This is a genomic window from Candidatus Albibeggiatoa sp. nov. BB20 (genome assembly GCA_016744725.1).
Lineage (GTDB): Bacteria > Pseudomonadota > Gammaproteobacteria > Beggiatoales > Beggiatoaceae > Albibeggiatoa.
Window position 1 is genome coordinate 14804 of sequence record JADGDW010000002.1, and the last position, 15003, is coordinate 29806.

Genomic DNA, 15003 nt, shown 5'->3' on the forward strand with positions numbered 1-15003 from the left:
TTTTCAGGTCTGATTTAGTGATAAACTTCACTTCCCTGTTTTTTAAATTCGACTGACATTTCAGTCATGCCTTTTTCAACTGCTTTTTGTTCCTCAATCCCTTTGTTTTTTGCATACTCACGGACATCTTGAGTGATTTTCATCGAGCAGAAATGTGGGCCACACATCGAGCAGAAATGTGCTGTTTTAGCAGACTGTTTGGGCAAGGTGGCATCATGAAATTCCTTGGCCTTCAACGGGTCTAAACTTAAGTTAAACTGATCTTCCCAACGGAATTCAAATCGGGCTTTTGACAAGGCATTGTCACGGACTTGTGAACCGGGATGACCTTTGGCTAAATCCGCAGCATGAGCCGCAATTTTATAAGTTACAATCCCTTCTCGCACATCGTGTTTATCAGGCAAACCAAGATGTTCTTTTGGCGTGACATAGCACAACATTGCACAACCATACCAGCCAATCATCGCCGCCCCAATGCCTGAGGTGAAATGATCGTAACCGGGTGCAATATCAGATACTAATGGGCCTAAAGTGTAAAATGGGGCTTCATGACAATCTTCTAATTCCTTGGTCATGTTTTCACGAATTTTATGCATTGGCACGTGGCCAGGCCCTTCAATCATCACTTGTACATCATGCTCCCAAGCCACTTTGGTCAATTCGCCTAGGGTTTCCAGTTCAGCAAATTGTGCTGCATCATTCGCGTCAGCCAAACAACCGGGGCGCAAACCATCGCCGAGAGAAAATGACACGTCATAGGCTTTCATGATTTCGCAAATGTCTTCGAAATGAGTATATAAAAAGCTTTCCTGATGATGAGCTAAGCACCATTTAGCCATGATTGAACCGCCGCGCGATACAATGCCTGTCACCCGATTTGCGGTTAATGGTACATGTGCCAAACGGATACCCGAATGAATGGTGAAATAATCCACTCCTTGTTCTGCTTGCTCAATCAAAGTATCACGGAACATTTCCCAAGTTAAATCTTCTGCTTTACCGTTCACTTTTTCCAAGGCTTGATAAATCGGCACAGTACCAATCGGTGCAGGCGAATTACGAATAATCCATTCACGGGTTTCATGAATATTTTTGCCCGTAGACAAATCCATCACCGTATCGCCACCCCAACGAATTGACCATACCATTTTTTCCACTTCTTCTTCAATCGATGAGGTTGTGGCTGAGTTTCCGATATTTGCATTGATTTTGACTAAGAAATTACGCCCAATAATCATTGGTTCAAGTTCAGGGTGATTGATATTGGCTGGAATAATCGCACGACCACTGGCAATTTCATCACGTACAAATTCAGGTGTAATCTGCTCAGGAATATTCGCGCCGAAATTTTGCCCCGGATGTTGCTGGCGTAAATTCGGCTCGGTAACTTCTTGCAAACGTTGATTTTCTCGAATAGCAATATATTCCATTTCAGGGGTGATAATCCCTTGGCGAGCATAGTGCATTTGAGTCACATTTTTACCCGTTTTTGCACGACGTGGCTGAGCTATATGTTCAAAGCGGAAACTGGATAATTCAGGGTCAGTCTGGCGCGATTGACCATATTGAGAGCTTAAATCAGCAAGTTGTTCAGTATCATCTCGTTCATTAATCCACGCTTGACGGATGGGGTCTAGCCCTTTGCGTAAGTTAATTTCAATCGCGGGGTCGGTGTAAGCACCTGAGGTGTCATATACTGTGATGGGTGAATTCTTTTCAACGCCCTCAGTAAGCATGGTGTCAGACAATTTAATTTCACGCATTGGCACGCGAATATCAGGACGACTGCCTTGTACATAAATTTTATCGGAGTTGGGAAATGTTTCAAAACATATTGGGTCTAATTGATAATTGAAAATATCTTGAGGTCTTGCACTCATTCCATTTACCTTTTCGTAAAGTGAGTTATAGCTTTGCTGGGGTTTATGCCCAAACCATTATTAGATTGAATTGTTATTGAAAATAATAGGCTTGCAGGGATTAGATATGGCGGTTTATTAAATCTCAGTTTACCACAGTATAGGATACTATAGCGTTTTCAAGGTGCGAGGGGTAAGAATAAAGCAAACTGATAGGAATATGGTCATCGACGATATAGATATGACAGGCCATCTTTCAGGTCTGATAAAGCCTGCCTTTGCTATTGGAGTGCATGACTTATCTTACTTGTGCAAAATGACATACACTCCTGCTTTGAAGAGGTCTATTTGAAACATGGGACTCTAAAAAGCAATTCAACTATTTTATTTCCAGCTATTCACTTTATCTGGATTTTCTTCAATCCAGCGTTGAGCATTTGCATGAGGATCAGCATGTTGCTGTTGATTCTGGCTCATTAAAGTTTGTATATCATTTAAGTCTAATTTAAAATTATCTAACACTTTATAGACTTCAGGCATATCTTGTTTTAGGCCTTTGCGCACAACGGTATGAATAGATTCCTCACCACCATAAATTTGTTTCGGGTCTTGTAAATACTTCAGTGACCAACGATTAAATTTCCAATGAGGTGTCCAAGCAGTTACCGCAACCCACGCTTGATTATCAATGGCATCTGCTAATACTGCGACCATGGTTGCATCACTACCCTCAATCAAATCAAATTTACGTCGCAATTGATAGCTTTTAATCATTTCTTCCGTTTTACTCATAATCCCTGCACCGGGGTCAATACCAATAATTTTGCCATCAAACTTGTCAGCATTTGCCTTTAACTCTGTCAATGACTCAATCTCTACATAATCAGGTACAGCAAGTCCAATCTTAGTCCCTGTCACATTTGCACCTAAATCTTCGATTTCATGACCTACAGCAGTTAAATAGTGTCCATGTGCAGTGGGTAGCCAAGCAGAAACAAAGCCGTCAGCATCTCCACTCGCAACAGATTGCCACATTACCGCCGCACTTACCGAAATCGTTTTGACTTTATAACCCATATTTTCTAAAACCACGCTAACAATATGAGTGCTGGCAATACTATCAGACCATTCAACGTACACCAATTCGACTTTTTCTTGCTGTGCATGAACCGGTGTCAAGCAGCATAAAAATAAGACTAAAGATAATAATCGCATTAAATAAATTCTCCTTAAATTGAATTTCACACTAATAGTGTAGCATTTAACCAATACGCTCTAAGTTTAATTCCAGAACAACGCATATATGAAGTAAATGACAATGACTGGGCTATAATGCCGTGCAATAACCCATTTTGAATTGGAATATAAGATGATAAATGCACTGATTGATACCGCGATTCGGAGCTCCCGCACCGTTATTTTACTGCTGATATTTATTTTATTTTGGGGTTCAATAGCTTATATCAATATGCCGAAAGAATCCGATCCTGATGTTGCGATTCCAATTATTTATATTTCCATGACCCATGAAGGGATTTCGCCTTCTGATGCTGAGCGATTATTGGTGAGGCCGATGGAAAAGGAGTTGCGAGTGATTGAGGGCGTAAAAGAAATGACCTCAACTGCAAGTGAAGGATTTGCTTCTGTGATGCTGGAATTTGATGCGGGCTTTGACAGCGAAGTGGCATTGCGTGATGTAATTCAAAAAATGGATATTGCTAAAGCTGAATTACCACAACAAACAGATGAACCTGTGGTGAGCGAAGTTAATGTGGCGTTATTTCCGATTTTGGTGGTGACATTGTCGGGGGATGTGCCTGAACGTACATTGCTGACTTTGGCGAGGCAATTAAAAGACTCGATAGAATCAATTCCCGAAGTGTTAAAAGTAGACATTGGTGGCGAGCGTGAAGAAGTGTTAGACATTATTATCGAGCCGCTGCGTTTGGAGAGCTATCAGCTTTCTTATGATGAAGTGTTTCAGTTTTTTTCGCGTAACAATATTTTAATTGCCGCAGGTGCATTGGACAGTGGCCAAGGTCGTTTTAATATTAAAGTCCCCGGTGTATTTGAAAACATACAAGATATTTTAGATTTACCGATTAAGACAGAAGGTGAACATGTTGTGATGTTGCAAGACATTGCAGATATTCGCCGTACTTTTAAAGATGTCACCACCTTCGCCCGTGTCAATGGCAAGCCCGCGTTAAGCTTAGAAATTTCCAAACGCATTGGTACTAATATCATCAGCACCATTGAAAAAGTACGCTATGTAGTTGGTGAAAATAAAAAACATTGGAAAAATAATGTCACGGTTGGCTTGATTCAAGACAAATCAAATGATGTACGCATCATTTTGAAAGATTTACAGAATAACGTGTTAAGCGCGATTATTTTAGTATTTATTGTGATTGTGGCGGCTTTAGGTTTACCCACCGCAATGCTGGTAGGGATTGCGATTCCGGGTTCATTTTTACTGGGGATTTTAGCTTTAGCCAATATTGGTGTGACTTTGAATATTGTGGTGCTGTTCAGTTTAATTCTGGCTTCTGGAATGCTGATTGATGGCGCGGTCATCGTCACTGAATTTGCTGATCGAAAAATGTCTGAAGGTGCATCGTGCTTTGATGCTTATTCTTTAGCTGCAAAACGTATGGCATGGCCAATTATTGGTTCGACTTCGACCACCTTGGCCGTGTTTTTACCGTTGTTATTTTGGCCGGGTGTGATAGGCGAATTCATGAAATATTTACCCATGACCGTGTTAGCCACTTTGGTCGCGTCTCTATTTATGGCTTTGATTTTTATGCCAACATTAGGTGCACACTTCGGTGTCTCCAGTAGCCAGAAGGTCAGTAATCATGATAACGCGCCATTAGATACCATTCGCGGATTGACAGGTCTGTATGTGCGTATGATGCGGGTGCTGCTGCGTTTTCCCATATTAGTGCTATTGCTTGCGATTGCAATGTTGGTTGGTGTCAATATGGTTTATGCCAAATATGGTAAAGGGGTTGAATTTTTCCCTGCTGTTGAACCTCAAACCGCCGCCGTCAATATTCGAACCCGTGGTGATTTATCGGTACAAGAACGTGATGCGGTGGTCAAAAAGGTAGAGCAAGAAATTTTAGCTTTACAGGATGAAAAGCATGAATTCAAAAGTATTTACACTTTGTCAGGCATGATGGGAGGTGGAAGCAGGGAATTGCCTTCTGATGCGATTGGGGTGATTCAACTTGAATTTGCAGATTGGCAGCAACGTCGCCCCGCCAGTGATATTTTAACCGAGGTGCGACAGCGTGTCGCTCATGTAGCAGGTGTCATCATTGAAGTGCGGAAACAGGAAGGAGGACCTACCGAAGGCAAGCCGATTCAAATTCAAGTCAGTTCGATTTATCCAGAGCAGTTGTTCGCCGCGACAGAAAAGCTTTCACAAGGCCTGCAACAAATTCCTGATTTAGTCGATATTGAAGATAATCGCCCTTTACCGGGGATTGATTGGACAATTAAAGTTGATCGTAAGCAAGCCAGCCGATTTGGGGTTGATGTCAGTGCCGTTGGCAGTACTGTGCAATTGGTGACTAATGGTATTTTTGTTGGTGAATATCGGCCAAATGATGCAGATGAAGAGCTGGACATTCGGATTCGTTTTCCTGCGCAGTATCGCCATTTAGAAACATTGGATCAGTTACGGATTAATACACCACAAGGTGTTGTGCCTTTGAGTTTATTCGTTGAGCGTATTGCTCAGCAACAAACAGGGACGATTAAGCGTAGTGATGAGAAACGAGTATATACGGTGCAAACTGATGTGGCGGAAGGCATTTTAGTTAATGATAAGTTAATTGAGATTCGAGCATGGCTTGAGAAGCAAGATTTTCCTGCAACGGTGAGTTTGGAGTTTAAAGGTGAGGATGAGGAGCAACGTGATGCTGAGGCCTTTTTATCTAAAGCATTTGGGATTGCCTTGTTTAGTATTATGTTGATTTTGGTGGCACAATTTAATAGTTTTTATCAGACTTTGTTGATTTTGAGTGCGGTGATTTTATCTACGATTGGGGTGTTGATTGGTTTGTTGGTGACGCAGCAGCCGTTTGGAATTGTGATGTGTGGCATTGGGGTGATTGCGTTGGCGGGAATTGTGGTGAATAACAATATTGTGTTGATTGATACGTTTAATTTGTACTATCGTTCGGGGATGAGTTCTGATGAGGCGATTTTGCGTACTTGCGCCCAACGTTTGCGGCCTGTGATGTTAACCACCACCACGACGATTTTGGGTTTGTTGCCGATGGTGTTGTCTATGAATATTGATTTAGTCACGCGTGAAATTACGTTTGGTGCACCGTCAACTCAGTGGTGGGTACAGTTGGCCACTTCGATTGCAGGCGGTTTGGCATTTGCAACATTGTTGACTTTGGTTTTGACCCCGTGTTTGTTACGTTTGGGTTATCGGCGGGTTTAAGCTGTTCAAGCGACTATAGTTAATTTTGTTTTGAGTGTTAGGACTGGTAGTCCTATAAAACTTTAAATATCAATTACTTTTAAAACTAAGGACTGCCAGTCCTGTATCACTTTAAAGTAAAATGACTATATAAAATGGATAGCGTGAATAATATGGATGAGAACGATCAGTCTATTTCCGTCAGCGGTGATGTGGCGGGCTCAAATTCGATGGCAGGTGGGTTGAATAATTCGCAGCATATTGAACATCATCATGGCGTTTCACCAGAGTTGTTTGCTAAATATGTTGGTGAATTGGGTGTGACAAAAAGCGCATTAACCAGTTTTTTCAAGATTTTACAGCAGCAACAAGTATCGCCTGAGGATTTGGACAGTAAGTTACGGGAAATTGCCCAGCATTATAAGCAGTTGTTACAAAACGCGCGTTCGTTTGAGCAGTCTGATGATGAAGTGGTTCAAGACTATTTACAGCAAGCACAACAGTTTATTACGGGTCAGGATGCACAAGGTAATGCAATAGAGGTTGATTTTGTTCAAGCAGAGGCATTGTTACAAAAAGCCTATGAGCAGGAAATTAAAAGCATTGAGCAGTTTCAGGATAAAATAAAGCAAAAACAATTATCTGCGGCTGAAATTATAGGCCAACAAGCAGAGTTAGCACAGACTCAATTGAAATATTATCAAGCAGGGGAATATTATCAACAAGCAGCGGAGATGTTGCCAGAAGCTTATGCAGAGGATAAGGCTCTATATTTAAATAAGGCAGGAGTTGATTTTTATTATGCAGGTAAGTATGAGCAAGCGTTACCTTTGTTTGAGCGCAGTTTAGCAATTAGGGAAAAAACACTGGGTGAACTGCATCCTGATGTCGCAACCAGTCTCAACGATTTGGCAGAACTTTATAGAACACAAGGCAAGTATGAGCAAGCGTTACCTTTGTTTGAGCGCAGTTTGGCAATAGATGAAAAAGTATATGGAAAAAATCACCCAGAAATAGCTGTAAACCTCAACAATTTGGCTGAACTTTATAGAGAGCTAGGCAAGTATGAGCAAGCATTACCCTTGTATGAGCGCAGTTTAGCAATTTTTGAAAAAACACTGAGTGAATGGCATCCTTCCGTTGCAACCAGTCTCAATAATTTAGCTGTACTTTATCAAGAGCAAGGCAAGTATGAGCAAGCATTACCTTTGTTAGAGCGCAGTTTTGCGATTAGGGAAAAAACACTGGGTGAAAATCATCCTTCCGTTGCAACCAGTCTCAACAATTTAGCTGGATTCCATTATGAACAAGGCAAATATGAGCAAGCATTACCTTTGTATGAACGCAGTTTAGCAATTAGAGAAAAAACACTGGGCAAATGGCATCCTGATGCTGCTCAAACTCTTAATAATTTGGCTTTACTTTATCAAGCACAAGGCAAGTATGAGCAAGCATTACCTTTGTTTGAGCGGGCTTTAAGTATTTTGAAAAATATTTTTGATGAACAATATCCACATGTACAAACTGTAAAACAAAATTATGAAAGTTGTTTGTCTGAATCTAAGTCTTCAAAACCAAATCACTAAACAAAAATTGTTGGGTTTGTGATTTATCTCGTTACTGAGCTTAGGATTGCTATCATGTCACACTAATTGGTGGATGACGCTGCGCTTATCCACCCTACGTGAGCTTAGGAGCGAGCCAAATAAAAAAACACAACCCAACTCCCGCTAGATTATGCTTTTTCAATTTACCTGTCACTCATACTACTTGTGGATAAAGAGTATGGTCAACAATATCGCATAAACAATGAATGATTAAGATATGTACTTCCTGAATCCGTGCAGTCACGTTATGAACCACTCTTAATTCCATATCATTTTCGCCCAACATTTGGCCAATATCACCACCATCCCCACCAGTTAATGCAATCACAGTCATTTGTTTTTGTTGTGCAATTTTAACGGCTTGTACGATATTACTTGAATTGCCACTAGTACTAATCGCCAGCAATATATCGCCTGCTTGACCTAAACCCTGTACCTGTTTGGAAAAAATTTGATTGTACTCATAATCATTGGCAATCGAAGTTAAAGTTGAAATATTAGTAGTCAGGGCAATTGCAGCAAGGCTGGGTCGTTCAATTTCAAACCGATTGACTAATTCAGCAGTAAAATGTTGCGCATCACTTGCAGACCCGCCATTCCCACAACTGAGCACTTTATGTTGCTGGGCTAAACAATCCGCAATCCGTTGCGCTGCCTGTATGATGGGTTGGGCTAACACTTGCATAGTTTGAGTTTTAGCTTCAATACTATCTGTAAAATGTTGATGAACACGCTGGGAAAAATCCATAAAAACCCTTTTCAATGAACAATGAGCAACCAACAATTATCAACGAACCCCAATTAATTATCAATTGATAGCTTAGCAGGCTTCAATAGCTTAAGCTTACAGTGATTTATTGAAAACACAATGCCAGTTATAATACTTCTAACTTTAAAGAATTATGTGGAAATATTTATGAAAGCAATCCTATTTGCCAACCGTGATGGGACTGACTTAGCACCACTAACAGATAAAACCAGTGTTGCCATGTTACCCATTGCTGCCAAACCCCTCATAGAATACGCACTAGAAAGCCTCATCATGACTGAGGTTAGAGAGGTTATCTTAGTTGTTTCCTATCATGCAGAACACCTAGAAAAACACGTTAAATGTGGCGAACGCTGGGGACATAGTGTTGAATATGTATTAGCACAGAATAATGAAAGCCCTGCTCATGTTTTAAAGCGCTTAGGTAATACGTTGCAGGACGATGAGTATTTATTACTGCGGGCTGATATGTTGCAAAGCATTAATTTCAAACATTTTGTCGAGCAAGCAAAACAGCTTGATGTACCCGAAGTGGTTGCTACTATTGATAATCAGCCAATAGGAATGGCTTTATTGAATAAACATGCGTGCAAACACAGCCAACTATTAAATTGGGAAAGTATCAAACAAGCACAATTGTATGGTGCTGAGCAGATTGAGCTAGAAGGTCAATATTCACTATTGGATAGCTTACAAAGTTATTTTGAGACTAATTTTGCTGTGGCTCAGTTAACTTACAGTCACTTAGTGATTAATGGCCGCCAAATCAATGAAAAATTACGCACAGGCCGACGCAGTAAAGTGGCTGAGACCCAACATGCTTTAGTGGGTGATTATTGCAACATTCATCCACAAACCAAGCTTGAGAATGCAGTGTTAGGCCATGAAGTCATTATTGACCGCCATGCAACGATAAAAGACAGCTTGGTTTTAAACAATACTTACATTGGAGAAGGCGTTGAATTAGCCAATGCGATCGTATGGGGTAGTCAAGTAATCCGTCTTGATTTAGATGCAAAAGTGATCTTAATGGATACACTACTTGTTGCTGATTTAAATCAAGTCCGTTTTAGTCAATTACTCTCCAATGCGGCCAGCCGAATACTGGGTTTAATATTATTATTGTTATCACTACCACTGTGGCTTATTGCATTCTCATTTTCACTATTCAATATGCCAAAACCGCTATTTCACAAAGTGAAACTCCTAGGAAATAAACAACAAATCAATGATGAAGGCCAATCTCAGCTATGTAGTTTCACCAGTTGGGAATGGTCAACTAAAATTCCTATTTTACGTTATTTACCGCGTTTATTTGCAGTGGCAATGGGACATATTCATATTGTAGGGATTAGGCCTCCTAGCGCATTAAATCAATCTCCAATACACAATCATCAAATTACACCGATAGGACTGATAGGCCCTAGTCAAATTGAAGTCCCCCGTTCTGCACCACAAGAAGAACATCATTTAGCTGAAGCCTACTATGTACGCACCCGTCGTTTCCGTTCTGATGTTGTGTGGTTAATTCGTGGCTGCATTGCTTTATTCACACCTAAAGCATGGACACCGATTAAAGAAGAGACTGTATGAAGTTAAGAGTTAAAACCCTTGCCATCATGTTATTAAAACCAATGGCATGGGTTGTAGAAAAATCAGCCAGTTTAAGCCGTTTATGGGCGCATACTCGCTTAGCCGTAAAACTAAAGCAGCCTATAGACAGCAGTATTGTGGTATTGGCATGTCCAGAAATCAGTGGCACAGCTCAAGTTCAATTAGGTAAAAATCTGTATTTATGGAGTGGGCTATACTGGGAAACACAAGCCCACGGTTTAATTGAAATTGCCGATGATGTGGTGATGTCGCGTGGCGTTCATATCGTTGCATTTGAGCGGATTAGTATTGGTAAAAGCACCATGATAGGCGAATATAGCAGTATCCGAGATGCTAATCATCGGATTAATTCACAGCAACCGATTCGCTATTCTGGCCATGATAGTGCGCCGATTGAAATTGGCGAAAATGTATGGATTGGACGCGGCGTGACAATCTTATCAGGAGTAAAAATTGGTGATAATGCAGTGATTGGGGCTAATGCAGTAGTGACAAAAGATGTTCCAGCGAATAATATTGCGGTCGGAATTCCAGCTCAAGTGATTAAAACTTTATGACGACCTTGAATCAAGATATACCATTGTGTGTTGATTTAGACGATACCTTAGTTGCAACTGATACCTTATGGGAAAGTATTTTTGCTCTATTACGCACCAATCCCCTGTATTGTTTGTTGCTACCGATTTGGATATTAAAGGGAAAAGCCTATTTTAAACATCAAATTGCCCAACGCGTTAGTCTAAATGTTGCTATTTTGCCTTATCGTGCTGAGATTTTAGAATTTATCAAACAGCAAAAACAGCAAGGCCGTACATTAATACTTGCCACCGCAGCTCATGAGACGATTGCCAATGCCGTTGCCCAGCATTTAAATATTTTTGATGATGTCATTGCAAATAATGAAAAAGTCAATCTTAAAGGGGTAAATAAACGCAATGAATTAGAAAAGCGTTATGGCTACCATGGATTTGATTATATTGGTGATTCAAAATCAGATATTCCTATTTTTCAAGCAGCGCGTATGCCTTATATTGTCACGGCATCTCAAACATTACTAAAAAAACTGAATTTTCCCTCACCTGAACAAATTTTCCCTGCAAAAGCCGTCAGCACTATGACTTGGCTTAAAGTATTACGGGCACATCAATGGGTTAAGAATTTGTTAATTTTTGTGCCGTTGATTGTTTCGCATCAATTTCTTGTCGCAGATAAATTATTCGCCAGCGTTTTAGCTTTTATCTCATTCAGCTTGATTGCTTCAGCAGGTTATATTTTCAATGATTTAATGGATTTAGAAGCTGATCGCCAGCATCCTACAAAATGCAATCGTCCGTTTGCAGCAGGCAAAATTCCGATTCAGCGCAGCCTATTATTTTTCGTTGCCTTATTAATTTTAAGCAGCTTAATTAGTTTCATCTGGCTGCCATCAGGCTTTTTGGGCATATTGTTGCTGTATTTGTTATTGACGCTAACTTATTCTTTTTATTTAAAACGCAAAATGATTTTAGATGTCATTATATTGGCTGGATTATTTACCCACCGAATTTTAGCAGGCGGCATGGCAGCCAGTATTTATATTTCTGATTGGTTACTGCTATTCTCGGTATTCTTTTTTACCAGCCTCGCATTCTTAAAGCGTTATATTGAATTATTGCGTTTAAAAGATAAAAATGATAGAACTGGGGTTAAAAATAGAGATTACTATGTTTTAGATATTGATTTTGTTGCTAATTTTGGAACAACCAGTGCCTATATATCGGTTTTGGTTTTCGCTATGTATATTTATAGTGGTGCTTCTGAGAGATATGGGTCTCCATTTATTTTATGGATGATTTGCCCCGCTCTTTTATATTGGACAACACGGGTATGGTTTTTGGCTAATCGGCGTAGTTTACAAGATGATCCCGTATTATTTGCCTTAAAAGATAGGGTGACTTGGGTGACAATATTCTTTATTTTAGCCATGATGTTTTTAGCAAAATTTGTTTAATGCGGTGCTATTTTGAAAGTGAGCGATTGAACATCATGATAAATCCTGCTCGCTTTTGAATCAGCTCTGACAGAACAGGATTCATGCTTTTGCAATCCTGTCTATAATTCAAATAATTATTATAGAACTTTTCTGTATTTCCCCTATTTAAATAAAAATGGCAAACCTTGTTTATTGATATAGCCTTATTCTTTAGTGGCATCGAATTCAAAAAAAAGATTCATTGAAATCAGAATAAATACAAGACTTGATTTTTATTTGGAATATGTGACCATAACGGCGGAATTTTACAATATATAGGACGCGGATGCGTCTTTAAGAGGTTAAACACTATTTATGGCGCGTTATCATAGAAAAAAATTACCCAAAGACCCTGTCGAAACAGAAGTACAGCGTTTATCGCATGATGGAAGAGGGATTGCGCAAATTGATGGCAAAACAATTTTTATTTCTGGTGCATTACCTAATGAAACGGTTTTATTTCGCTACACCAATAAGCAAAAGAATTTTGATGAAGGTATGACACTTGAGGTGTTAAAACCTGCACCAGAACGGGTTGAGCCACCTTGTGAGCATTTTGGAATTTGTGGCGGCTGTAGTTTGCAGCATTTATCACCTGCTGACCAAATTCAATTAAAACAAGATATGTTGCTAGAGCAATTTGAGCATTTGGGTAAGGTTACACCTGAAAATATCATGTCACCATTACAAGCTGATAGCTTAGGCTATCGGCGTAAAGCACGTTTAGGTGTACGTTATGTGTCTAAAAAACAATCAGTTTTAGTTGGGTTCAGAGAGCAGCAAAGTGGATTTCTTGCAGAATTAAACCAATGTAAAGTGCTACACCCTTCCGTTGGTGAACGGATTATAGCTTTACGGGAAATGTTAACTCAGCTTACGGTGAAAGATAAAATTGCTCAAATTGAAGTGGCGGTGGGTGATGATAAAACCGCATTGGTGTTTCGGAATTTAGAGCCTTTGACCGCTGAAGATGAAAAATTACTATGTGACTTTGGTGAAGTGCATGATTTGCTGATTTATTTGCAACCTAAAGGCCTTAATTCAGTTTATCCACTTTATCCACATAATTTGCCATTAGAAAGCTTGTCCTATTCGTTGCCAGATGAAAATGTTTCATTCCAGTTTGCAACTCATGATTTTACCCAAGTAAATATGGCAATTAATCGGATGATGGTGCAGCAAGCCATGAACTGGTTGCAACCACAAGCTGATGATGAAATATTGGATTTGTTTTGTGGCTTAGGTAATTTTACGTTGCCATTAGCCAAACGGGCTAAACATGTGATTGGAGTTGAAGGCAGTGATAGTTTAGTCAAGCGTGCCAAAGACAATGCACTCTCTCAAGGTATTTTTAATACGGAATATTACGTGGCGAATTTAGCAGAACAGCCTCTTGAGCATATTTGGATGCAACGAAGCTACGATAAAATATTGCTTGATCCACCTCGTAGTGGGGCAATGGAAATTATTCAAGCTTTAGACCTTAAGCAAACTAAAAGCATTGTTTATGTATCTTGCAATCCTGCAACGCTAGCGCGTGATGCGGGTATTTTAGTGAATGAGAAAGGCTTTAAATTAGTGCAAGCGGGTGTGATGGATATGTTTCCACATACAGCCCATGTGGAGTCCATGGCATTATTTGAGCGTTAGTCAAAGTGATATTTTGAGCCGTTTTTATAGATTAGGACTGCCAGCCCTTCAAGAATTGGCAGTTCTGAAAATCTGAAAGTGAGATATATTGATAACAAATTAGGATGCAATCTATAACAGTTCAAATAATTTTTAGAATATGCATACTATTTCAACCATTTCATACCCCATATTGTTCACGGTAAGCAGCAATTGCTTGTAATAGCACGTCATTTTCACCATGCTCGGTTAAATAATCGACAACATCCTGTAAATTAATAATACTCATCACCTGTGTATTAAACGTCTGTTCAACTTCGGTAATTGCAGACACATCGCCTTGGCCTTTTTCCTGACGGTTGAGTGAAATCATGACCCCAGCTAATTCCGCTTCTGCATTTTGAATAATGTGCATAGACTCGCGAATCGCTGTACCCGCACTGATGACATCATCAATCAATAAAATACGGCCTTTTAATTCAGCACCGACTATTACACCGCCTTCACCATGATCTTTGACTTCTTTGCGATTAAAGCAGAGTGGATAATCTCGATTGTGGTGTTCAGCCAAGGCGATCGCGGTCGCGGTTACTAATGGAATACCTTTATAAGCAGGGCCAAATAACACATCAAATTCAACACCTGCATCGACAATCGCATCAGCATAGAATTTGCCCAGCTGTGCCATGGTATCGCCTGTATTAAATAACCCAGCATTGAAAAAGTAAGGGCTTTTACGTCCTGATTTTAAAGTAAATTTACCGAAGCGTAAAACCTGCTGTTGAATTGCAAATTTTAAAAAACTATGCTGATAAGCTTGCATAATAAACAATTGACCTTTTTGTGTGTGAATGTCCCAATTGGGTATTTTAGATTATTTTCGCCTATCTTGGTTAAAATACAATCGTTATCCTAAATTGAACCCAAACCAAAAGCCGTGAAATAATAGATTAAATAAAATTTAGAGAAACTAACCACTTTTATCAAAACATTGTTTTCATTGATTTTTAAAAGTTTATTTGTAATCAAGATAATTCATTATTTATCAATTTCTGTTCAATTGTGAATCT

At 39.7% G+C, this 15003-nt stretch carries 10 protein-coding genes; 6 read left to right on the top strand and 4 right to left on the bottom strand.

From position 1 onward, the window contains the following. Positions 1-14 precede the first annotated feature (14 nt). Positions 15-1880, bottom strand: coding sequence for a phosphomethylpyrimidine synthase ThiC (gene thiC / locus ABXH34_RS00305; protein WP_353569852.1), 1866 nt, complete (start codon positions 1878-1880; stop codon positions 15-17). Positions 1881-2243: 363 nt separating this feature from the next. Then, positions 2244-3074: a glycine betaine ABC transporter substrate-binding protein gene (locus ABXH34_RS00310; RefSeq protein WP_353569853.1), complete on the bottom strand. Its 831-nt coding sequence runs from the start codon at positions 3072-3074 to the stop codon at positions 2244-2246. 154 nt (positions 3075-3228) lie between these two features. On the opposite strand from ABXH34_RS00310, the gene ABXH34_RS00315 reads away from it, so the two are divergent. Together ABXH34_RS00315 and ABXH34_RS00320 are read left to right on the top strand one after the other, a co-directional pair. Next, positions 3229-6324, top strand: coding sequence for an efflux RND transporter permease subunit (locus ABXH34_RS00315; protein ID WP_353569854.1), 3096 nt, complete (start codon positions 3229-3231; stop codon positions 6322-6324). A 134-nt stretch (positions 6325-6458) separates the two neighbouring features. Beyond that, positions 6459-7889 carry a tetratricopeptide repeat protein gene (locus tag ABXH34_RS00320; protein WP_353569855.1) on the top strand — a complete coding sequence of 477 codons (1431 nt, stop codon included), beginning with the start codon at positions 6459-6461 and terminating at the stop codon, positions 7887-7889. A 175-nt stretch (positions 7890-8064) separates the two neighbouring features. Here ABXH34_RS00320 and ABXH34_RS00325 read toward each other — a convergent pair whose 3' ends face one another. Further along, positions 8065-8658, bottom strand: coding sequence for a phosphoheptose isomerase (locus ABXH34_RS00325; protein WP_353569856.1), 594 nt, complete (start codon positions 8656-8658; stop codon positions 8065-8067). A gap of 168 nt (positions 8659-8826) precedes the next feature. On the opposite strand from ABXH34_RS00325, the gene ABXH34_RS00330 reads away from it, so the two are divergent. The 4 genes from ABXH34_RS00330 to rlmD all read left to right on the top strand — a co-directional run bounded on the left by ABXH34_RS00330 (position 8827) and on the right by rlmD (position 13954). Beyond that, the gene (locus ABXH34_RS00330) at positions 8827-10272 is read left to right on the top strand and encodes a sugar phosphate nucleotidyltransferase (protein ID WP_353569857.1); all 1446 of its coding nucleotides are present in this window, start codon (positions 8827-8829) and stop codon (positions 10270-10272) included. Next, the gene (locus ABXH34_RS00335) at positions 10269-10850 is read left to right on the top strand and encodes an acyltransferase (RefSeq protein WP_353569858.1); all 582 of its coding nucleotides are present in this window, start codon (positions 10269-10271) and stop codon (positions 10848-10850) included. The genes ABXH34_RS00330 and ABXH34_RS00335 overlap by 4 nt, the downstream gene beginning before the upstream one ends. Next, positions 10847-12283: a UbiA family prenyltransferase gene (locus tag ABXH34_RS00340; RefSeq protein WP_353569859.1), complete on the top strand. Its 1437-nt coding sequence runs from the start codon at positions 10847-10849 to the stop codon at positions 12281-12283. Before ABXH34_RS00335 ends, ABXH34_RS00340 begins: the two co-directional genes overlap by 4 nt. Positions 12284-12619: 336 nt before the next feature. Further along, positions 12620-13954, top strand: coding sequence for a 23S rRNA (uracil(1939)-C(5))-methyltransferase RlmD (gene rlmD, locus ABXH34_RS00345; RefSeq protein WP_353569860.1), 1335 nt, complete (start codon positions 12620-12622; stop codon positions 13952-13954). A gap of 160 nt (positions 13955-14114) precedes the next feature. Here the strand turns inward: rlmD and pyrE are convergent, their stop codons facing one another. Then, entirely contained in the window at positions 14115-14756 is a 642-nt protein-coding gene (gene pyrE / locus ABXH34_RS00350) for an orotate phosphoribosyltransferase (protein ID WP_353569861.1), read from the bottom strand. Positions 14757-15003 lie beyond the last annotated feature (247 nt).